Below are 21,673 nucleotides of genomic sequence, written 5' to 3'. Positions count from 1 at the left end.
AGGATTTCCTTGGTTATCGCTTTCATTGTTGTGTTTGAGGAATTTTTGCTTATTTGAAAAAAACGTCTGATATATAATTATTAAATCTCTATCTTCTTTTTTTTATGATATTGCCATTAAAAATTACTTGTTTTTATAGAAAATTAGTTTATATTTCTTAAATAAGTTTTTTAGTTAAATTTTTCGGTAAAGATGTATAATATTTTCTGAAAATTTAAAGAATTGGGGTATAGATTATGGAAAAACAGCAAGACAAGGGCTTCTTCGGGCAGCCGAAGGGATTGTCAACTTTGTTCTTCACTGAGATGTGGGAACGATTTAGTTATTATGGTATGCGTGCATTACTTATCTATTATATGTACGATACAGTTGCCAACGGGGGACTTGGATTACCACGAGCAACAGCATTAGCTATCATGTCGATATACGGATCTCTGATCTACATGTCTAGTATCGTCGGCGGATGGGTATCTGACCGAGTGTTAGGAGCAAAACGCACTGTATTCTTTGGTGGAGTCTTCATTATGCTTGGACACATCGTCTTGGCTTTACCATTTGGTGTAAGTACATTATTTGTTTCAATGGCATTGATCATTATTGGAACCGCCTTTTTGAAACCGAACGTTTCTGGCATGGTCGGACATCTTTATTCAAAGACTGATTTGCGAAGAGATGCAGGATTTTCGATTTTTTACATGGGTGTCAACTTAGGGGCGTTATTAGCACCACTAATCGTTGGGACAATCGGTCAAGAATATAACTACCATTTAGGGTTCTCTTTAGCTGCTATTGGGATGTTCTTTGGATTATTACAATACATCATCCAAGGGCGCAAGACATTAGACGGAGTGGGTACAACACCACCGAATCCTTTGACAACTGAAGAACGTAAAGGATTCATCCGTAACTTGATCATCGCACTTGTTGTTATCGTTGCAGTATTCGGTGGCGCACAATTAACTGGTCATTTGACAATCGACTTTTTTGTCAATACAATCAGTGTATTAGGGATTATCTTACCGTTGTATTACTTTATCAAAATGTTGACTTCAAAAGATGTAACTGCTGAAGAAAAACCAAGAGTATGGGCGTATATCCCATTATTCCTTGCAGCAATCATTTTCTGGTCATTACAAGAACAAGGTTCATCTATCTTAGCTTTATTTGCTAGTGAACGTACGCAATCTACACTATTTGGTGTGACGATCCAAGCAAGCTGGTATCAATCATTGAATCCGATTTTCATCTTTATTTTGACGCCGGTATTCGTAACAATGTGGACAAAACTTGGCAAACGCCAACCATCTACAGTAGTGAAATTCTCTCTTGGTCTTTTGTTTGCAGGATTATCATACTTACTATTGATGTTGCCAGGTATGCTTTACGGAACAAGTGGAAAAGTAAGTCCATTGTGGTTGTTGGGAAGTTTCTTCATCGTGGTTATTGCTGAATTGTGTCTTTCACCAGTTGGTTTGTCTGTGACAACGAAATTAGCACCACGAGCATTTGAATCACAAACAATCGCTATTTGGTTCTTAGCTGATGCTTCTTCACAAGCAATCAATGCACAAATTGCACGCTTCTACACACCAGGAACAGAATCTGCCTACTTCGGTATTATCGGTGCAGTAGCAATCGTCGGTGGTATCTTGCTATTTACTGTGAAAGAACCAATCAAAAAACTAATGGGATCTATCCATTAATCAACTCATGAAAAGACAGGAATTGCTTATTTGTAGCGATTCCTGTCTTTTTGCGTATACTCAAAAAAGATAGAAATATCAGAACCATAAAAGTATATAATTTGAAGAATATAGAACAAATGTTCAGTATTTTTTGATATAATAAAGAAGCACCGTATCATGTGTTGAAGGAGGAAAAGCATGTCTTTACAATTTATTCTTGGAAACGGGAAAAAAGATCACCGTCAAGTCTTGATTGACGAAGCATCAGCTTGGCTCGACCAAGATGCAAGCAACCAAGTATTTTTCCTTGTTCCCAATTACAGCAAATTCGAACAGGAACAAGAAATTTTAGCGGAGATGCGAAGAAGAAGCGGGAAAAAAGCTTTCAGCACAACAAATGTTCAAGTATTCAGTTTTTACCGTCTGGCTTGGTATTTGCTGCAACAGACAACCCTTCTTACAGGAAATGAATTATCAGAATCCGGATCTGCGATGATCTTGCGACAGATTTTAGAAAAACATGAGGAAGAATTAACGATCTTTCGCGGAGAAATCAATAAAAGAGGATTTATTCGCCAATTGCAAGAACTCTATAGTGAGTTGCGCACAGGGAATATTCAACCGGAAGACTTGATGCTTTTATTTGGTGATTCACCGAATGCAGAAGACCAGCAACTTAAAATGAAAGACTTGAAGCTGATTTTTTCAGCTTATGACAGCGAATTGACCGAACGTGCACTATCAAATGAAGATGCACTGGCTATACTAGCAAATTATATGCAGACACAAGATTTCACCAACGTCCAATTTATCGTCAGCGGTTTTTCCCGAATCAATGGGCAAGAGTATCAATTACTGCAGGCAATGATGGAAAAGGGGCAATTAGTTGTCGATTTATTGTTGGATCGTCCTTATACAGCGGATCTTCCAGAAGTACTTACGCTCTTTCATGAGACTGGAAAGCTTTATTTCCGTCTTTTTCAAAGTGCGAGAGAACGGAAAGTTCCTATATTAGTAGATCGTTTTGCGCCAGAGCAGAATCGTCCGACAGAGCTTCAGTTGCTGCAAACGATGTGGGAAGAGACTTCCAGCCAAAAGAAAGCAACCGTCCGCAAATTAGGGGAACAAGAGGCTCTCCATTTGTGGGAAGCTGAAAATCCAACTGAGGAAGTCCGACAGCTAGCTGTTGAAATCAGACGGCTAGTCAGTGAAGAAAACTACCGTTATCGTGATATCCAAGTACTGACAAAAAATATGTCCTTATATGGAAATATTCTTCGACCAATCTTTCAAGAAATGGCGATTCCTTTTTATATCGATGAAGAACAAATGATGGAAAATCATCCGCTGATTGAATGGGTCAACAGTCTGTTCGCTCTTGACCGATATTCTTATCGACTAAGTGATATTATGCGTTTTTTCAAGACGGAATTGTTCCTATCGATGGAAACAGAAACCGAACTGGATGAATGGAAACAAGAACGAGATGAATTCAGGAAAAAATTGGACATCACAGAAAATGTTGCACTTGCTTATAATTATCAAGGCACTTACTGGACGCGTGAAAAAGACTGGCAGTTTGTGGCGTATGATTTTGAAGCAGAACAGATTGAAGACGTACAGTATCTGGAAGAACAGTCAAATACGATTAGACGATTATTTCAGAAATCTGTACCTGCATTTTTTAAAAAAATAAAGAAAAGTAAAACAGGTCAAGCGGCCGCAAATGTTTTTTATCAATTTTTGATTCAAAGTGGTGTACAGCAACAATTATTGTTTTGGCGTAATCAGGAAGTAGACAGAGGAAACTTAGAAGCGGCAAGAAACCATGAGCAGACATGGGGAGCGCTGATTGATCTGCTGGATGAATATGTAGTCATTTATGGTGAATCGGCTTTTGACTGGTCTCTGTTCCAAGAAATCATTACGAGTGGTCTCGAAAATCTAAGTTATGGTAAAATCCCTACCGCAATCGACCAAGTGCGAATCAACCGTTTGGAATTAGTTCGACCGAATCAAGCTGCCGTCACTTTTGCATTAGGTTTGAATGATCAAGTGTTTCCAGACCGTAAAGAAACAAAAGGATTGTTGTCCAGTGAAGAACGAGAAGTATTAAATCAAGCTTTGCCAGATGGACAGTTTTTATTCGACCCATCAAAAGAAAGTATCTCTTTTGAGCCTTTCCAAGCCTACCTTGTTTTTCTTTCCGGAACGGATCGATTATATCTTAGCTATGCACAAAGCTATGACACAGATGGTTCACTGAAGATGTCTCCTTATTTGCGCAGAATCACAGAATATTTATCAGTTCCCGTCGAGAGAAAAGAGCATTTGACAATCGAAAGCGATCCTGATTGTTATGTAGGAACTTACAGAAGCGGAATCAATACAGTCAATAGGATTTATCGATTAGCTTTAGATGAAAAGAAACCTGTACCAAAACATTGGCAAAAGCTCAAAGAATTAGTACTGAATTCCTCATGGCGCAATTTTGCTTTACAAATCTTTGAAAGTCAGGAACATTTGAATGTGCCTGTTTCGATGCCAGAAAAAATGGCGGAAGAGCTTTATGGAAAAGAAATTTATACTTCGATTTCACGTATGGAGAATTTTTATAATTGTGAATACAAATACTTCATGCAATTTGGGTTGAAATTGAAAGAACGAACTGTTTATGGTTTGACTCCAGCAGCAACAGGTGATTTTTATCATGAATCATTGGATCGTTTCTTCAAGCTACTGTTTTCAAACCAATTATCCTTAGTGAATATGACCGATGCGCAGCGTAAAGACTTTACTGAAAAAGTGCTGCAAGAAGTGTTCGGAGAACTTCGGTTTGAGATATTGGATAGTTCCGCAAGAATGAACTATATCCGCTATCAGTTAGGACAGACGATCCAAAAAGTAGCATGGGCTTTGCAAAAACAGAGCAAAAATACGGGCATGCATCCTCTTCAGACGGAGATTTTATTTGGTCAGATTGCTGGAGCAAAAGGTATCACAGGTCTGGAATTACCGTTGAGTAATGGTGGAAAACTCCACGTTCGAGGAAAAATCGATCGGATCGATGTAGCTTCTGAACAAGAAGATACTTGGTTAAGCGTTATTGATTACAAATCTAGTGGACGTTCATTCGATGTCACAGAAGCTTATTATGGCATGGCTATGCAATTATTGACGTATCTGGACGTAGCATTGATGGATGCGGTACGTTTGACTGGAAAGGCGGCTGTTAAACCAGCAGGATCATATTATTTACATGTTCATAATCCTGTATTGACGGAGACCGATGATGTAGAGAAGAATACATTGAAAAAATTTAGTTATGATGGCGTTTTTGTCGATGATCCCGCTCTTTTAGAAGTACTAGATCATTCACTGGAAGCAAAAGAACAATCACTGATCTATCCAGTGAAAAAAAATGCGAAAGATGAATACCAAAAAGGTAGTTTCAGCAAAGATAAATTTTTCACGGAAGAAGAACTGCAACTGTTCATGGCGCATAATCGGGAAAATATGCGGTTAGCTGGAGATGCAATCACTTCCGGAGAAATCAAACTGAACCCAGCTTATAAAGATAAACAGCGAATTGCCTGTGAATTTTGTCCATTCAGAAGCATCTGTACGTTTGATGTGATGCTGAAAGAAAATAATTACCACCGTCTGGAGAAAATAGATAAGGAAGAAGCACTGCGCAGAATATTGAAAAGGAGTGAAGAAGAGTGAATCAAATTCCTTTAAAACCGCAAAATGAACGATTTACAGATGATCAGTGGCAGGCGATTTTCGATCAAGGAGATAATTTGTTAGTCTCTGCGTCTGCCGGATCAGGTAAAACTACAGTGCTTGTTCGAAGAGTGATTGAAAAATTAAAAATGGGTTTTGATATCGATGAATTACTGATTGTGACATTTACTGAAGCAGCTGCAAGAGAAATGAAAGAAAGAATTCAAGAGGCATTGCAAGAAGCGGTCAACAGCGAAAGCGACCCTGTACGAAGACAGCATTTTACTAAGCAGTTAGTTTTATTGCCCACAGCGAATATCTCAACCTTACATGCTTTTTGTCTAACAGTTATTCGACGTTATTATTACTTAATTGATATTGATCCGGTCTTTCGCATGTTAACAGATGAAACAGAAACGATCTTGATGAAGGAGGATGTGTGGGACGAGCTGAGAGAAGCACTTTATGCAGAAAATGATGAACGATTTTTCCAATTAACAATGAATTTTTCTAATGATCGTTCAGATGACGGCTTGACGAATCTGGTATTTTCGCTTTATGAGTTTGCCCGTGCCAACCCTGACCCCAAAAAATGGCTAGAACAGTTAAGCGCTAATTATCGTTTGACTGAGGGGCTAGCGAAATCTCGATTATATCAAGAACAAATCCGTCCTTTAGTTTTGGCAGATGTATACCAATGTGTACAATTATATGAACAGATGACTCAGTTAGCACAAGGTGAAGGATTAGAAAAAATGCATGAGCAAGTAGCTGGAGAACAACAGCAGATCAAAAATATCTATGAAGCTTTCTCGCAAGATCGGTTAGAAGATGCTTATGCTAGTTTGGAACAACTGACTTTTTCAACTTTTAAGAGCAGTCGTAAAGCAGAATTGAAAGAAATATCCAATGAAGTCAAGGGCATGAGGGATAAAGCAAAAAAATTGATTCAGCAGATAAGTAAAAGTTACTTTCCTGTTTCACCAAGCCAAATGGAAGAATTAACGGAAAAAGCACTACCGTTAGTCGAAGAAATGACAAAAGTCACGCAAAGCTTTATGGACGGTTTCAGTATGCGTAAACGGGAAAAAGGCGTATTGGACTTCAATGATCTGGAACATCTAGCGTTGCAGATTCTCACAGAAAAAACGAAAGATGCATGGCTGCCAAGTGAAGCTTCAAAACATTATCGAAAAAAATTCAAAGAAGTAATGGTAGATGAATATCAAGACGTGAACCAATTACAAGAAGCCATTTTATACTGGCTAAGAGAACCTGATGATACAAAAGGAAATATGTTCATGGTTGGGGATGTCAAACAATCCATTTATTCTTTCCGTTTAGCAGATCCTAGTTTATTTATCGGGAAATACGAGAATTTTTCAAAGAAAGAAGGCGGACGTCGGATCGTTTTGGCTGAGAACTTCCGCTCTAGAAAAGAAGTCCTTTCTTTTACGAATCTTATTTTTGAACAACTAATGGATCCAGCAGTTGGTCAAATCAATTATGACGAAGCAGCCAAACTGATACAGGGATTTTCAGACTTTCCAGAGAATGAACAGTTTGAGCCAGAAATCATGATCTATGAAAAAGAACAGGAAGAATCAGAGATCGAGATTCCCACTGACGATATACTGGAGGACAAAACAGAAGGCGAACTTTTTATGACAGGACTGAAGATTCGTCAATTGATTGATTCTTCCTTTATGATTTATGATAAAAAATCAAAGAAAGATCGTCCGATAGAATACAGAGACATTGTTCTCTTGACACCTACAAAAAAGAACAACTTAACAATTTTAGAGATTTTCAAAACATTGGATATTCCTTTGGAGATGAATGATGCTCAAAATTATTTTCAAGCGACAGAAATTCGCACGATGATCTCGTTGCTACAATTAATTGACAATCCCTATCAAGATATTCCGCTTGCAGCTGTATTGCGTTCGCCAGTCGTGGGTTTGATTGAACCAGAATTAGCAAGTATCCGATTAGCCGACCGTGCACATACTTACTATGATGCTGTGCTTGCTTATCAAGCATCAAACGAAGATGAATTAGCGGTTAAGCTGGAACATTTTGGCAAACAACTAGATCATTGGCGAGAACTTGCTCGCCGTTCTTCGATCACTGACTTACTATGGGATATCTATTATGAGACGGGATATCTAGAGTATGTGGTCGGTCTGCCAGCAGGGGCACAGAGACAAGCCAATCTTTATGCATTGGTCGATCGTGCCAAAGCATACGAGCAAAGTTCTTTCAGAGGATTATATCAGTTCGTGCGTTTCATTGAAAAAATGCAAGAAAAAGACAAAGACTTAGCAGAACCAGTCATTTCAATAGAAGATAATGCTGTTCGCGTAATGACGATCCACGCAAGTAAAGGCTTGGAATTTCCAGTTGTATTTTTGTTAGATATGACGAAAGAATTCAACTTACAAGACTTACGCAATCGGTATGCTTTTGAAGAAAAACTTGGAGCAGGTATTCGCTATATGGATCCTGAAACACGGGTACTGTATGATACGTTACCATTTCAAGCCATCAAATTGGCAAAGCAAAACAAATTGTTATCGGAAGAAATGCGTAAATTGTATGTAGGATTGACTCGGGCAGAACAAAAGCTTTTCATTGTCGGTTCCTATAAAAATAAAGAGCAAATGATCCAAACATGGTCTGAAGCAGCTGATCATGAGGAGTTGGTTTTTGATCCTGAGCTACGTTTGAAGGGCAGAAGCAGCTTGATGAATTGGATTGGTTACGGATTGATCCGTCATCCTGAAATGCAGAAATACTTAGAGGAAGAAGTTTCGACTTCTCTCCTTCAATATTCAAATGCACAGTTTTCCATTTCATGGATGAATCAGCAATCAATCATTGAACAAAGACAGTTGCTTGCTGAAAAAGAACTGGTTAACTTAGATCAGCAGGTGAAAGAAAAGGAAACTGTATTAGCAGATTCGTTACAAAAACGTCTAGCCTATGAATATCCTTATCAGGCTTCTTCGCAAACCACAAGTTATCAATCTGTATCTGAGATCAAACGATTATTCGAAGATCCAGATGATACACAAGAATCACGTTTGACTCTGGAAAGTAGTCAGACAAAGGCAGCATCTCGTCAATTCCGTTATACGCAAGAACAACTAGCAGAACCAAAATTTTTACAAAAAGATCGGCAAGTGTCGGCAGCTGCTGTTGGAACAGCTACCCATGCTTTATTGCAATTGCTGCCATTAGAGATGCCAACTACAGAGAGCATCAATCAAAAGTTGCAGGAATTAGTAAAGAAACGTTTAATAGACGAAAAGGTCGCAAAAAAAGTAGATGTTTCTTCTATTATATGGTTCTTTCAAACAGAACTTGGGCAACAGTTGATTGCCAACAAAGAAAACGTAAAACGGGAACAACCTTTTTCCATGCTGCTTTCTGCTGATGAAGTATTTCAAGACTATCCAAATCAGGAAGATGAGCTATTGATCCACGGAATCGTCGATGGATACTTAGAAGAAAAAGATCATCTCCATATCTATGATTTTAAAACAGATTTCATTTTACATCCGGATGATCCAGCAGAAATAGACGCAATCGTCCAAAAATATCAGGGACAGCTAAGACTTTACCAACAAGCAATGACAGAAGCACTGAATAAACCTGTAGAAAATGTTTTCCTAATTTTACTTCGAGTGAAACGAATCATAAACATTAATAAATAATTATAATTGAGCAAACTTGACTTATATTTTGTAAGGATTATGCTATACTCTGGGAAGAGGTGAGTATGATGGAGCTAACACAGACAGAATTCGTTTTGTGTCCTAAATTTGAAAAAACGTTCTCTATTTTAGGAAAAAAATGGAACGGATTGATTATCGATGTACTACTCGAAAATGGTCCGCAACGCTTTGTCGAGCTTGCGGCAAAAATCCCGATGGTTAGTGATCGGGTATTGGTCGAACGCTTGAAGGAATTGGAAAAAGAAGGAATAGTCACTCGAAACATTGCCTGTAGTGAAAAAAGCCGTTCAGAATATCTCTTGACTGAAAAAGGAGCAGACTTGCAAAAAGCAATGCGTCAAATACAAGTTTGGAGCGAAAAATGGGTCACAGAGGAAGAATGCGGTTGATTTTGTAAAAAAAATCTTGTAAACTATAGTCCATACGAATAAGTAAAAGAACGATGACGAAAAAGAGTAGTTTGGCTAAACCAGTTCAGGGAGATCTGTCACAGACTGAAAACAGGTCCTGTGTTTGAAAAATGAAGTTCACTTTCCGAGTTCGTCTGATCATTATCAGACCGGCAACTGTCGTTAACGAAGTAAGAGTGCGATGTAAGTTTATTTATCGCAAATTAGGATGGTAACGCGAAGACCTCGTTCCTTAACAGGAATGAGGTCTTTTTGTTTTGTATTTGGAATTTAAAGGAGGAACAAGCACATGTCTTTACAAGCACAATTAGAGAGCTTGAAAGAAGAAACAATCGTCAAAATCACGGCGGCACAAGATTTAAAAGAATTAAATCAAATACGTGTTGAAACGTTAGGAAAAAAAGGACCGATCACAGAAGTATTGCGTGGGATGAAAGATCTAAGTCCAGAAGAACGTCCAAAAGTCGGAAGTTTCGCAAATGAGATCCGAGACCTTTTGACAGAAGAAATAGAGCGAAAAAAACAAGTGTTAGAAGAAGAAGCGTTAAATGCGGCTTTGGCAAAAGAAACAGTAGACGTGACATTGCCTGGTAGAAAAGTAAAGCATGGTACACGTCATATCGTGACACAAATCATGGAAGAAATTGAAGATATTTTTGTAGGTATGGGGTATCAGATCGTGGAAGGTTACGAAGTAGAGTCTGACCATTACAATTTCGAACGGATGAACCTGCCAAAAGACCATCCGGCAAGGGACATGCAAGATACTTTCTATATTTCAGACGAGATATTGATTCGGACACATACTTCACCAGTCCAAGCACGGACAATGGAAAAGCATGATTTCTCTAAGGGTGCTCTACGAATGATCTCGCCTGGAAAAGTTTTCCGCAGAGATACAGATGATGCGACCCACAGCCATCAGTTCCATCAAATTGAAGGGCTAGTTGTTGATAAAAACATCACGATGGGCGATCTTAAAGGAACATTAGAAGTCGTAATGAAAAAAATGTTTGGGGAAGATCGTGAAATCCGTTTGCGTCCAAGTTATTTCCCATTTACGGAGCCATCAGTAGAAGTAGATGTCAGTTGTTTCAAATGTGGTGGTGCCGGTTGTAACGTATGTAAATACACTGGATGGATCGAGATTTTAGGAGCTGGCATGGTGCACCCGAATGTGTTGAAGATGTCAGGAATCGATCCAGAAGAATATTCAGGCTTTGCTTTCGGCCTTGGACCAGACCGCGTAGCTATGTTGCGGTATGGAGTGAATGATATCCGTAATTTCTATCAAAATGACTTACGTTTCTTAAGTCAGTTCAAGGGGGAGTAAGAAGATGTTAGTTTCATATAAATGGCTTAATCGTTATTTGGATTTATCGAATGTAACACCAAAAGAATTAGCGGATAAAATGTCTGTAACAGGAATCGAAGTCGAGGGAATCACGGTTCCAGAAGAAGGCTTGAAAAAAATCGTTGTCGGTGAAGTCAAGGAATGTGTACCACATCCAGATTCCGATCACCTTTCTATTTGTCAAGTCGATATTGGCGAAGACGAACTGTCTCAAATCGTTTGTGGAGCGCCTAATGTGAAGGTCGGAATCAAAGTGATTGTTGCGCTTCCTAACTCACGGATTGCTGGAAATGTGAAGATCAAAAAAGGGAAAATGCGTGGTCAAGTATCAAATGGCATGATTTGCTCGTTACAAGAAATTGGCTATTCAGACAGTGTTATACCGAAAGAATACGCTGAAGGTATCTATTATATGCCACAAGAAGCTGTAAATGGCGATCCAGTTTTTTCTTATTTAGATATGGATGATTCGATCATTGAATTGTCTATCACACCAAATCGTGCAGATGCATTGTCAATGCGTGGCGTAGCTTATGAAGTTGGAGCAATCTATCGTCAGACGCCTACATTCGATGACGAGAAATTAGTAGAATCATCACAACTTGCTAGCGATAAGATCCAAGTGACAGTTGAAGATAAAGAAGTCGTTCCTGCCTATCAAATCCGCATCATTGAAGGAGTAAGAATCCAACCAAGTCCTCAATGGCTGCAAAATCTTTTGATGAATGAAGGCATCCGCCCAATCAACAATGTAGTAGATGTGACGAACTATATTTTGCTTTTATTCGGACAACCACTACATGCATTTGACTACGACAAATTGAAATCAAACGAGATCCTTGTCCGACATGCAAAAGAAAATGAGACATTAGTCACGTTAGATGGAGAATCTCGGAAATTGACAACTGACAATCTTGTCATCACTAATGGCAAAGAACCAGTTGCTTTAGCTGGTGTCATGGGTGGATTAGATTCAGAGATCACGAATGAAACAACAACAGTGGCACTGGAATCTGCTTTGTTTGATCCAATTTCGATCCGTCGTACAGCAAAACAATTTAATTTGCGTAGCGAATCTTCTGCACGCTTTGAAAAAGGGATCAACCATGCAACTGTTGGAGAAGCCAGTGAGGTTGCTGCAGCAATGATCGTTTCTCTTGCAGGTGGGGAAGTTCTACAAGGCGCGGTCAAAGGTTCAGAGATTAAAGCAGAAGACGTATCAGTGAAGATTTCACTTGAACGCATCAATCAATATTTAGGAACATCTCTTGTCGTTAAAGAAGTAAATGAGATTTTTGAAGCACTTGGATTTGGCTATGAAGAAAAGGATCATGTTTATTCCGTAGTCGTACCACCAAGACGCTGGGATATCCAAATCGAAGCAGACATTATCGAAGAAGTTGCTCGTATTTATGGATACGACCAGTTGCCATCCACACTTCCAAGTGGAGAAACGGTTGCTGGAAGCTTGTCAAAAGAACAAGAAACTACTCGTAAAATTCGTACAATCTTTGAAGGAAGCGGATTGAGCGAAGCAATCAGTTATGCATTGACAACAGAAGAAAAATCAAGACAGTTTGTTATAAAAGAAAGTAATATTACACGTTTGGACTGGCCAATGAGCGAAGAACGTTCTGTATTACGAATGAATTTGATCAGCGGACTATTAGATGATATCAGTTATAACACTGCTCGAAAAAATACAGAGATTGCTTTATATGAAATCGGTCGGGTATTCTTCCAAGAAAATGATCCGCGCGCACATCTGCCACAAGAAGTAAAACATGCAGCAATCGCTATTTCTGGTGTTTGGGAAGAAAAAGATTGGCAGACGAAAGCACAAAACGTAGACTTTTTCACCATCAAAGGTCTTTTAGAAAACTTATTTGAACAACTAGGTATCCATGAAGATATCCATTATCAAACAGTGACAGAAATAAAAGAAATGCATCCTGGAAGAACTGCTGCGATTTACCTTGGCGAACAATTTATCGGTTTTGTCGGTCAAGTGCATCCGACAATTGCCAAAAGTTATGATATTCCAGAAACATATGTAGCTGAGTTTGATTTATCTGCTGTAGTGGAAGCTGCTCAAAAAGGAATCGTTTTTGAAGCAGTGACAAAATTCCCAGCAGTCAGCCGGGATATCGCTTTGCTTGTAAAAGAAACTGTGACAAATCAGGAATTAACAGAAGTTATCGATTCTGCTGCCGGAAGATTTTTAACAGATATCCAATTATTTGATGTCTATCAAGGAGAAAACATCGAAAAAGGACATAAATCCATGGCTTATAGCCTGACATTCGTCAATCCTGAAGCAACATTGACAGATGAAGAAATCAATAAAGCAATGGATAAGGTAACAAAAGCTTTGACAGAAACGCTTGGAGCAAGTATTCGTTAAAAGTTAGAAGCAAAATAGTTATCAGTCGTCCATGCTTTTGAAAATGTTTTTTTAAAAACACTTTATATAGAGTAGATACTTGAGCAGATCCATCTTCGGTTCTGCTCTTTTTTATTTTTCAGGTAGATTCCATAAATTTCTAAAATCAGAAAAATAGGTAGTTATCGAGCCGTCGTATTCACAGTGAAAGACTATCAATAACACGGCTATGTAAGTATGAAAAAAAGAGAAGATGAAATTGAAAAGGGAGAGTTTTATTACACAAGTAATTAGATTTTAAATGAACAGGAAAATCATTATTTTTATCGCTAATTTTCAAAGAACAGTTTTGGCTATATACTAATAAGAGGTTTATTGGATAAGAAATCATGACATTTAATCTGCTGAATATGGAAAAATGACCGAGGTGGTAATCCCAACCATTTTTTCTTAGTGTATCATTAATTGAATTTCAGACGTTTTGCACATGGCTACTTCAGAGATTAAAGGAGGTGGTAGTGGTGTTCATGTTAGTTGTTCTTGGTCTTTTATTAATAATCGTTGGTATTCAACTTAGAAGAGGCAAATGGTATGGAATAGTTGCTGGGAATACTTTTAAAGATAAACCGATTGAAGTTCAAAAAAAGGTGCATTAGGAGCTTCATCTATTGCTTTTTTTGTAGGAGGCTTTTTACTAATCGTTTATATTTTAATGTTTTTTGATATTCAAACTAGATTTTTAATCATTCTAGTAATTGTAATAGCGATAGTATATTCTTTGTTTACCTTATATAAATATCTTAAACACTTCATTAAATATGGAGAATAAAGGAACTATTTAGTAAGAAAAGAAATAGTAGAAAATCTATAAAAAACTACCAATAAAAACGAGGGGGACACAGCTTTTGGCCCTTCTTTGACGACAGTTGAACAAAATATCCGCACTTGAAAAAGGGAATGTCACTGAAGCTGTGGTCGCCACTCAGCCGATCAATGAATACGAAGATGCATTGAAAAAACTGATCAACTGTGAAAAGCAGTATACGACACTTCTTGAAGAAACCACTCAAGTGATCGACAAACAAGTCGTCACGGACTAAGAACTGGCCAATTATTTCAACTAAAGTGAAAGTCTCTGATTCTGATTTTGAACATCAAAAAACCGAACGATAGAGAGCGTACGCATGCAAGTAAGCAGCTACTCAACTATTGTTCGGTTTTTTGAGTTTGGTAATGATGTCACTAAGATGGATTCACCGGTGTATTAATGGAAGTAATTGATCCCCATTGCTGATTTTACTTCAGAAAGTGTTTGTGCAGCTACTTTAGCAGCTTCTTCACTACCTTTACGTAAGATTTCCATAACAGCTGAAGGATCTTTTTCCAATTCTTCTCGGCGCGCGCGGATCGGTGCAAATTCAGCTTCCAATACATCAATGAGGTATCGTTTGATCTTTACATCACCAAGTCCGCCGCGGCGGTAATGAGCTTTCATTTCTTCAATTGCTTCTTTATCTGTTCCGAATACATCCAAGTAGGTGAAGACCATATTCCCTTCTACTTGTCCAGGGTCTTGTACATGGATGTGGTTTGGATCAGTATACATACTCATGACTTTTTTCTTTAAGACATCGGCAGGATCGGAGATATAAATACCGTTTCCTAACGATTTACTCATTTTGCCATTTCCATCGATTCCAGGTAATCTACCCATTCCTTTTGGTGGGAATACGCCTTTTGGTTCCACCAAGACTTCACCATATGTATGATTGAAGCTTTGTACAATTTCCTGTGTCTGCTCTAGCATTGGTTTTTGATCCTCGCCAACAGGAACGAGATTCGCTTTGAATGCAGTGATATCTGCTGCTTGAGAAACAGGATAGATAAAAAATCCTGTAGGCACGCTTTCACCGAATTTCTTTTGTTCGATTTCTGTTTTGACAGTCGGATTGCGACGAACGCGTCCTACGCTGACCAAGTTCAAATAATACATGGTTAACTCAGCTAATTCCGGAATTTGTGATTGGATAAATAAAGTAGATTTTGCAGGATCTAATCCCACGGCTAAATAGTCTAAAGCAACTTGCAAGACATTGGATGAAACCTTCTCAGGATTTTTAGCATTATCGGTCAGTGCTTGCATGTCAGCAATCATGACAAACAGTTGGTTGTCTTCATCTGCTTGCATAGCCACTCGGGTTTTTAGAGAACCGACGTAATGCCCTAAATGCAGCTTCCCAGTTGGTCGATCTCCCGTTAAAATAATATTTTTCAAAAAAGACACCTCTTTACGATTTGTAAGTCTGAGCACTTAATATCTTACCGTTTTTCCTGACAAGAAACAACAGTTCCTAAGGAAAAAACAAGGAAAGAGGATAAAATAACTAATAGATTAGAAATGAAAGAAATATTTATGGGAGAATAAACGTTCTAAGAAACTTTACAAATTACTAAACTATCAGATATAATGTATTTTATTATACATCTTTAAAAGAAATCTTACTAAATAATAATGGGAGTGTAATTCTATGGCAATGATTAAATTTGATCACGTGGATAAATATTATGGCAAGTTCCACGCATTAAAAAATATCAATCTCGAATTCGAGAAAGGAGAAGTTGTCGTTGTCATTGGTCCTTCTGGTTCAGGAAAGAGCACGATGCTTCGCTGTATCAATGGATTAGAGACGATTTCTTCAGGCAAGCTACTAATTAATGATGCTGACTTGCATGATAAAAGGACAAAATTGACAGAAGTCCGAAAGAATATCGGCATGGTTTTCCAGCATTTCAATTTGTATCCTAATAAAACCGTTCTGGAAAATATTACATTAGCACCAATCAAAGTGTTAAAGCAAGACCAGGCAACTGCAATCAAAAACGCGGAGAAATTTCTGAAAACTGTCAATATGTTAGATAAGAAAGATTCTTATCCTTCCATGTTATCCGGTGGACAACAGCAACGGGTGGCAATCGCAAGAGGTTTAGCGATGAATCCTGAGATGCTCCTGTTTGATGAACCTACTTCTGCTTTGGATCCGGAAATGATTGGTGATGTATTGGACGTCATGAAAAAATTGGCGCATGATGGTATGTCAATGATTGTCGTGACGCATGAAATGGGCTTTGCCAAAGAAGTTGCGGATCGTGTCATCTTCATGGCTGACGGAGAAGTATTGGAAGATAGCAGAAATGTGAGAGACTTTTTCGAAAATCCAAATGAAGTCCGAGCACAACAATTTATCAGTAAAGTTATCAATCATTGATAGGAGGAAAAAGATGCGCAGGTTTAAAAAGATACGCCTGATTTTCCTTTTAGGCATTGCTTTTCTTGCACTAGCCGGATGTAAAGGAAATGGGTTGGCAAATGAAGATATTTTAGAGCGAAGCAAATCTACCAATGAAATCATCTGGGGTGTCAAATATGATACTCGATTATTTGGAATGATGGATATTGAGAGCAGAACCGTACAAGGGTTTGATGTAGATATTGCAAAAGCTATCACTGAAAAGATCCTTGGTGAAAATGGAAAAGCGGAATTTGTTGAAGTCACTTCTAAAACGCGGATCCCGTTATTGAAAAACGGAAACATCGATGCAATCATTGCGACGATGACGATCACAGATGAACGAAAAAAACAAGTCGATTTTTCAGATGTCTATTTCGATGCTGGCCAAGCTTTGTTGGTAAAGAAGGGAAGCCAAATTAAAAGTGTAGATGATTTGAATGCTTCTACAACAGTTCTAGCAGTCAAAGGTTCTACGTCGGCTGCGAATATCCGACAGCATGCACCAGATGCAAACATTCTGGAATTGGAAAATTATGCAGAAGCATTTACTGCCTTACAATCTGGCCAGGGAGATGCGATGACTACGGATAATGCGATCTTGTTAGGGATTGCAGATGAAAATCCAGAGTACGAATTAGTCGGCGGAACGTTTACTAATGAACCTTATGGAATTGCAATCAACAAAGGACAAGAAAACTTCTTGAAAGCTGTTAACCAGGCGCTAGAGGAAATGCATGCAGATGGCACATACGATAAAATCTATCAAAAATGGTTTCCAAATGAAACTGAAGGAAAAGTAGAGTAAGGGGGAGAGGCAATGAGCGAATTGATACAGACTTATGGACCAATCTTTGTCGACGGGTTCAATATCACATTGTTTTCGAGTGTCTTAGCACTTGTGTTTAGTTTGATTATCGGAACGTTGATGGCAATCTTCCAATTATCAAAGAATAAAGTAGTGAGTACCTTAGCAAAGGCATATGTAGAATTTTTTAGAAACATTCCATTATTGATTATCGTGATGTTTTTTTATGTTGTCGTACCGATTTATTGGTTTAATCTAGACGGATTTCAAGCTGGGACGATTGGATTGACTATCTATACATCCGCTTTTATTGCTGAAACGGTACGTTCAGGGATTCAAACCGTACCAAAAGGCCAAACAGAAGCAGGATTGTCTTCTGGATTTACCTATTCAGAAATTATGCGTTATATTGTTTTGCCGCAAGCATTCAAAATCGTTATTCCGCCATTAGGCAACCAATTTATTAATCTTGTGAAAAACTCGTCTATTTTAGCAATCGTAGCTGGTTTGGATTTGATGTATCAAGGAGACTTGATCGCCAGTGAAACATTCAATACCTTCGATACGTATATCATCGTTGGGTTATTTTACTTAGTTATCACGCTGCCGTTATCTTACTTAATGGTTTATCTTGAGAAAAAATGGGCGGTTCGTTCATAGAAGGAGGGGAAATACATGGATTTTAGCGGCGCTTTTTCATGGATGAATGTCCGTTTTTTATTGGAAGGATTAAAGGTTACTGTTGAAGTTTCATTGTTTTCGATCATTTTCAGTTTCTTGATTGGTGGTCTGGCAGGTGTGATTCGTTTTGCGAACATCCCTTTCTTGTCCAAAATCCTTGGTATTGTGATCGATATCATACGAAATCTTCCATTATTATTGATCATTTTCTTCACTTATTTTGCCTTGCCTCAGATTGGTATTCAGATGAACATCTTCTGGTCCGCTGTTGCAGCATTGACGATCTTTGAATCAGCTATGCTGTCGGAGATTTTCCGAGCAGGACTTAATGCTGTTCCGAAAGGGCAGATGGAGGCAGGATTGTCAACAGGACTGACTTATGTAGAAACGATGCGGACGATCGTCTTGCCGCAAGCATTCAAATCAATGATTCCGGCAATTGTGAGCCAATTGATTTCACTGATCAAAGATACTTCATTAGCAGTAATCATTTCTTTACCTGAACTTTCTCATCAAGCACGTATTATTTATGGACAGAATACCAATTATGTGCTTCCGATGTTCATCATCATGACACTTATGTATTTCGTGGTGTGTTACGCGCTTTCTCTGCTTTCCGGTTACTTGGAAAAGAGACGGTACAGTTATTAATAGATGATTCTTTTAGCGGTTGTGGCAGACTAAAGTCACAACCGCTTTTCCTCTTTCCATTCGAAAAAAGAGAGTTTGATTGTTTTAAGCAAGTGAGAGCACTTGAAAATTCAGGCTAAAAAGTACACAATAGGGAGGATAGAATTTATTGAAAAAAAGGATGATACGATTGACAGATAATCGCCCTATCGGATTTATTGATTCAGGTGTCGGCGGCTTGACTGTAGTAAAAGAAGCCCTGAAACAATTACCGAATGAAAATATTTTATTTGTAGGAGACACAGCACGCTGCCCATATGGCCCTAGACCCGCGGAACAGGTAATCCAGTATACTTGGGAAATGACGGATTATCTGGTGGAGCAAGGAATCAAGATGCTAGTGATTGCTTGCAATACCGCAACTGCGGTTGCTTTAGAAGAAATCAAAGCTGCTCTTTCTATTCCAGTCATCGGTGTGATCCTTCCCGGTACAAGAGCGGCAGTAAAAAAAACACAAAATAAACAAGTTGGCATTATCGGTACGATTGGTACGGTAAAAAGTCAAGCTTATGAAAAAGCATTGAAAGAGAAAGTGCCAGAATTGACTGTGACAAGTCTTGCTTGTCCCAAATTTGTTTCAGTTGTCGAAAGTAATGAATACCATTCATCTGTGGCAAAAAAAATCGTGGCAGAAACATTAGCTCCGTTAACGACTAAAAAAATCGATACATTGATTTTGGGATGCACCCATTATCCATTATTACGCCCCATCATTCAAAATGTAGTGGGTGAAAATGTTCAACTGATCGATTCTGGAGCAGAAACAGTAGGTGAAGTATCTATGCTACTCGATTATTTCAATTTGAGCAATTCACCGCAAAATGGACGGACATTATGTCAGTTTTATACAACAGGATCTGCTAAACTTTTCCAAGAAATAGCCGAAGACTGGCTTGGAATCGGACACCTAAATGTAGATCATATTGAATTAGGAGGAAATAAGGATGCGTCATGACGGGAGAAAAGCCCAAGAGCTTCGTAAACTGGAGCTTCAAACAAATGTTTTCAAATATCCAGAGGGATCGGTTGTGATCCGTTTTGGTGATACAACAGTTATTTGTTCTGCAACAGTAGAGGATTCTGTACCGCCCTTTTTGAGAGAAACAGGAACAGGGTGGGTAACTGCTGAATACAGTATGCTACCTCGAGCAACGAGTACGAGAAATCGTAGAGAAAGCAGCAAAGGGAAACTTTCTGGTAGAACAATGGAAATCCAGCGTCTTATTGGTCGCTCCTTGCGTGCAGTAATAGACTTGGAAAAGCTGGGAGAGCGTAGTATCATCATAGACTGCGATGTGATCCAAGCGGATGGCGGAACTAGAACAGCTAGCATCACTGGGGCATTCGTCGCGTTGAGACTAGCAATTGAAAAGCTTTTAAGAGAAAAGGAATTGTCAGAAGATCCAATTAAAGAGCATCTTGCTGCAGTTAGCGTAGGGATCTTGCCGGATGGGACTTGCGTGACAGATTTGGACTATCAAGAAGATTCCGCAGCACTTGTAGATATGAATCTCGTGATGACAGAATCAGGAAAATTCGTGGAGATTCAAGGAACTGGAGAAGAAGCAACGTTTGATGGAGAACAGTTGAATGAAATGCTCTTTTTTGGAAAAAACGCGATTGAAGATTTGATCAAAGAGCAAAAACATGCTTTGCTAACAGAATTTGCTCAAGATAATGAGCGGATAGAAGAAACAAAAACAATCATCATTGCGACAAGAAATCCAGGAAAAGCAGAAGAGTTTCGAAATATGTTCAAAGAAGCGGGATATCATGTAAAAACATTACTTGACTATCCTGAATTGCCAGATGTAGAAGAAACTGGCAGCACATTTGAAGAAAATGCCCGATTAAAAGCAGAAACGATTGCACAATTACTTGATCAACCAGTCTTAGCAGATGATTCAGGTTTGAAAGTGGATGCATTAGGCGGTATGCCAGGAATCTATTCTGCACGTTTTGCAGGGGAACAAAAAAGTGATGCGGGGAATAACGCCAAATTATTATATGAATTGACAGATGTACCAGATGAAAAAAGAACAGCACAATTCCATTGTACACTAGTATTCGCGGCACCAAAAAAAGATAGCCTTGTAGTAGAAGCGGAATGGCCCGGTCGAGTAGCCCGTATACCATCTGGCGAAAACGGCTTTGGGTATGATCCTTTATTTATCCCAGAAGGTAAGAAACAAACAGCAGCAGAATTATCGAGCGAAGAAAAAAACAAGATCAGTCATCGGGCTCAAGCAATGAAAAAATTGAGTGCCGAGTGGAAACAATGGCTGGAAGGAGAGAGATAGATGCGGTATTTAGTAGTAAGTGATAATCATGGGGACAGAGATATCCTCGTTGACTTAGTAGATCGCTATCGTTCTGAAGTGGATATCTTTTTCCATTGTGGTGATTCGGAATTAGAAGCTTCTGACCCATTATGGGATACATTCCAAGTGGTTCAAGGTAATTGTGATTATGGACCAGGATTCGAACAGAAAAAAGTGATCCAAACTGGTCAGGATACAGTATTCATGACTCATGGTCATTTATCGAATGTCCGATTTGGTTTGACACAGTTAGCAATCGAAGCTCGAGCTGCAAATGCCGATATGGTGTTTTTTGGTCATACCCATCAAATAGGCTGTGAGATGGATCAGAAAATCCTATTTTTGAATCCTGGAAGCATTTCTCAACCTAGAGGCCCGATCCAAATCCCATCATATGCTCTTATTGAAAGTTTAGATGACCAAATTTCTGTTCAATACTATAACCGTGCCCATCAGGCAGTTGAAGAGTTGGCCTTTTCTTTTTCGAGAGAGCGCTGAATAAAAAAACTCTAATTTTTAATAAAAATAAGCTTTATTTTGTGAATTTTGCATCCGGTTTCGGTAAAATAGTAGTGTTGAATGAAATAG

General features: G+C 38.6%; 16 protein-coding genes. 15 read left to right on the top strand and 1 reads right to left on the bottom strand.

The features are described from left to right. The first annotated feature begins 236 nt into the window (after positions 1 to 236). The 8 genes from A5849_RS09025 to A5849_RS14965 all read left to right on the top strand — a co-directional run bounded on the left by A5849_RS09025 (position 237) and on the right by A5849_RS14965 (position 14,398). A complete protein-coding gene (locus A5849_RS09025) occupies positions 237 to 1,703 on the top strand; it encodes a peptide MFS transporter (protein ID WP_002309423.1) in 1,467 nt (488 codons plus the stop codon). 180 nt (positions 1,704 to 1,883) lie between these two features. After that, a complete protein-coding gene (locus A5849_RS09020) occupies positions 1,884 to 5,411 on the top strand; it encodes a PD-(D/E)XK nuclease family protein (RefSeq protein ID WP_002309421.1) in 3,528 nt (1,175 codons plus the stop codon). Beyond that, positions 5,408 to 9,130 carry a helicase-exonuclease AddAB subunit AddA gene (addA, locus tag A5849_RS09015; RefSeq protein ID WP_002313817.1) on the top strand — a complete coding sequence of 1,241 codons (3,723 nt, stop codon included), beginning with the start codon at positions 5,408 to 5,410 and terminating at the stop codon, positions 9,128 to 9,130. Before A5849_RS09020 ends, addA begins: the two co-directional genes overlap by 4 nt. Before the next feature lie 68 nt (positions 9,131 to 9,198). Further along, positions 9,199 to 9,540: a helix-turn-helix domain-containing protein gene (locus A5849_RS09010; RefSeq protein ID WP_002292948.1), complete on the top strand. Its 342-nt coding sequence runs from the start codon at positions 9,199 to 9,201 to the stop codon at positions 9,538 to 9,540. Positions 9,541 to 9,850: 310 nt separating this feature from the next. Continuing rightward, positions 9,851 to 10,894, top strand: a complete 1,044-nt coding sequence (gene pheS, locus A5849_RS09005) for a phenylalanine--tRNA ligase subunit alpha (protein WP_002292949.1) — start codon at positions 9,851 to 9,853, stop codon at positions 10,892 to 10,894. A gap of 4 nt (positions 10,895 to 10,898) precedes the next feature. Further along, a complete protein-coding gene (pheT, locus tag A5849_RS09000; RefSeq protein WP_002309416.1) occupies positions 10,899 to 13,319 on the top strand; it encodes a phenylalanine--tRNA ligase subunit beta in 2,421 nt (806 codons plus the stop codon). 500 nt (positions 13,320 to 13,819) lie between these two features. Continuing rightward, positions 13,820 to 13,954: a hypothetical protein gene (locus A5849_RS15220; RefSeq protein WP_002292952.1), complete on the top strand. Its 135-nt coding sequence runs from the start codon at positions 13,820 to 13,822 to the stop codon at positions 13,952 to 13,954. Between the two features lie 270 nt (positions 13,955 to 14,224). After that, the gene (locus A5849_RS14965) at positions 14,225 to 14,398 is read left to right on the top strand and encodes a hypothetical protein (protein WP_002309415.1); all 174 of its coding nucleotides are present in this window, start codon (positions 14,225 to 14,227) and stop codon (positions 14,396 to 14,398) included. 164 nt (positions 14,399 to 14,562) lie between these two features. On the opposite strand, the gene trpS is transcribed toward A5849_RS14965, so the two are convergent. After that, a complete protein-coding gene (gene trpS, locus A5849_RS08995) occupies positions 14,563 to 15,573 on the bottom strand; it encodes a tryptophan--tRNA ligase (protein WP_002309414.1) in 1,011 nt (336 codons plus the stop codon). Positions 15,574 to 15,826: 253 nt separating this feature from the next. Here trpS and A5849_RS08990 point away from each other — a divergent pair, with 253 nt between their 5' ends. From A5849_RS08990 to A5849_RS08960, 7 genes are all read left to right on the top strand, one after another. Continuing rightward, positions 15,827 to 16,564: an amino acid ABC transporter ATP-binding protein gene (locus A5849_RS08990; protein WP_002309413.1), complete on the top strand. Its 738-nt coding sequence runs from the start codon at positions 15,827 to 15,829 to the stop codon at positions 16,562 to 16,564. Between the two features lie 13 nt (positions 16,565 to 16,577). Next, entirely contained in the window at positions 16,578 to 17,393 is an 816-nt protein-coding gene (locus tag A5849_RS08985) for a transporter substrate-binding domain-containing protein (protein WP_002309411.1), read from the top strand. 12 nt (positions 17,394 to 17,405) lie between these two features. Next, positions 17,406 to 18,053, top strand: coding sequence for an amino acid ABC transporter permease (locus tag A5849_RS08980; RefSeq protein WP_086310052.1), 648 nt, complete (start codon positions 17,406 to 17,408; stop codon positions 18,051 to 18,053). A 15-nt stretch (positions 18,054 to 18,068) separates the two neighbouring features. Next, positions 18,069 to 18,725 (top strand): amino acid ABC transporter permease, encoded by a 657-nt coding sequence (locus A5849_RS08975; protein ID WP_002309409.1) that lies wholly within the window; start codon positions 18,069 to 18,071, stop codon positions 18,723 to 18,725. 160 nt (positions 18,726 to 18,885) lie between these two features. Next, positions 18,886 to 19,719, top strand: coding sequence for a glutamate racemase (racE, locus tag A5849_RS08970; RefSeq protein WP_002316225.1), 834 nt, complete (start codon positions 18,886 to 18,888; stop codon positions 19,717 to 19,719). Then, on the top strand, positions 19,709 to 21,064 hold the full coding sequence (rph, locus tag A5849_RS08965) for a ribonuclease PH (protein ID WP_002309406.1): 1,356 nt from the start codon (positions 19,709 to 19,711) through the stop codon (positions 21,062 to 21,064). The genes racE and rph overlap by 11 nt, the downstream gene beginning before the upstream one ends. Next, positions 21,065 to 21,583 carry a metallophosphoesterase gene (locus tag A5849_RS08960; RefSeq protein WP_002309405.1) on the top strand — a complete coding sequence of 173 codons (519 nt, stop codon included), beginning with the start codon at positions 21,065 to 21,067 and terminating at the stop codon, positions 21,581 to 21,583. Positions 21,584 to 21,673: the final 90 nt, after the last annotated feature.

It is taken from the genome of Enterococcus sp. 10F3_DIV0382 (genome assembly GCF_002140245.1).
GTDB lineage: Bacteria > Bacillota > Bacilli > Lactobacillales > Enterococcaceae > Enterococcus_B > Enterococcus_B lactis.
Note: the sequence above shows the minus strand (reverse complement) of the source record. Positions and strands in the feature narration are given on the sequence as shown.

Coding starts and splice junctions, on each gene's coding strand:
- A5849_RS09025 (WP_002309423.1), top strand. CDS start 237: ATGGAAAAACAGCAAGACAAGGGCTTCTTCGGGCAGCCGAAGGGATTG.
- A5849_RS09020 (WP_002309421.1), top strand. CDS start 1,884: ATGTCTTTACAATTTATTCTTGGAAACGGGAAAAAAGATCACCGTCAA.
- A5849_RS09010 (WP_002292948.1), top strand. CDS start 9,199: ATGGAGCTAACACAGACAGAATTCGTTTTGTGTCCTAAATTTGAAAAA.
- pheS (WP_002292949.1), top strand. CDS start 9,851: ATGTCTTTACAAGCACAATTAGAGAGCTTGAAAGAAGAAACAATCGTC.
- pheT (WP_002309416.1), top strand. CDS start 10,899: ATGTTAGTTTCATATAAATGGCTTAATCGTTATTTGGATTTATCGAAT.
- A5849_RS08990 (WP_002309413.1), top strand. CDS start 15,827: ATGGCAATGATTAAATTTGATCACGTGGATAAATATTATGGCAAGTTC.
- A5849_RS08985 (WP_002309411.1), top strand. CDS start 16,578: ATGCGCAGGTTTAAAAAGATACGCCTGATTTTCCTTTTAGGCATTGCT.
- A5849_RS08980 (WP_086310052.1), top strand. CDS start 17,406: ATGAGCGAATTGATACAGACTTATGGACCAATCTTTGTCGACGGGTTC.
- A5849_RS08975 (WP_002309409.1), top strand. CDS start 18,069: ATGGATTTTAGCGGCGCTTTTTCATGGATGAATGTCCGTTTTTTATTG.
- racE (WP_002316225.1), top strand. CDS start 18,886: ATGATACGATTGACAGATAATCGCCCTATCGGATTTATTGATTCAGGT.
- rph (WP_002309406.1), top strand. CDS start 19,709: ATGCGTCATGACGGGAGAAAAGCCCAAGAGCTTCGTAAACTGGAGCTT.
- A5849_RS08960 (WP_002309405.1), top strand. CDS start 21,065: ATGCGGTATTTAGTAGTAAGTGATAATCATGGGGACAGAGATATCCTC.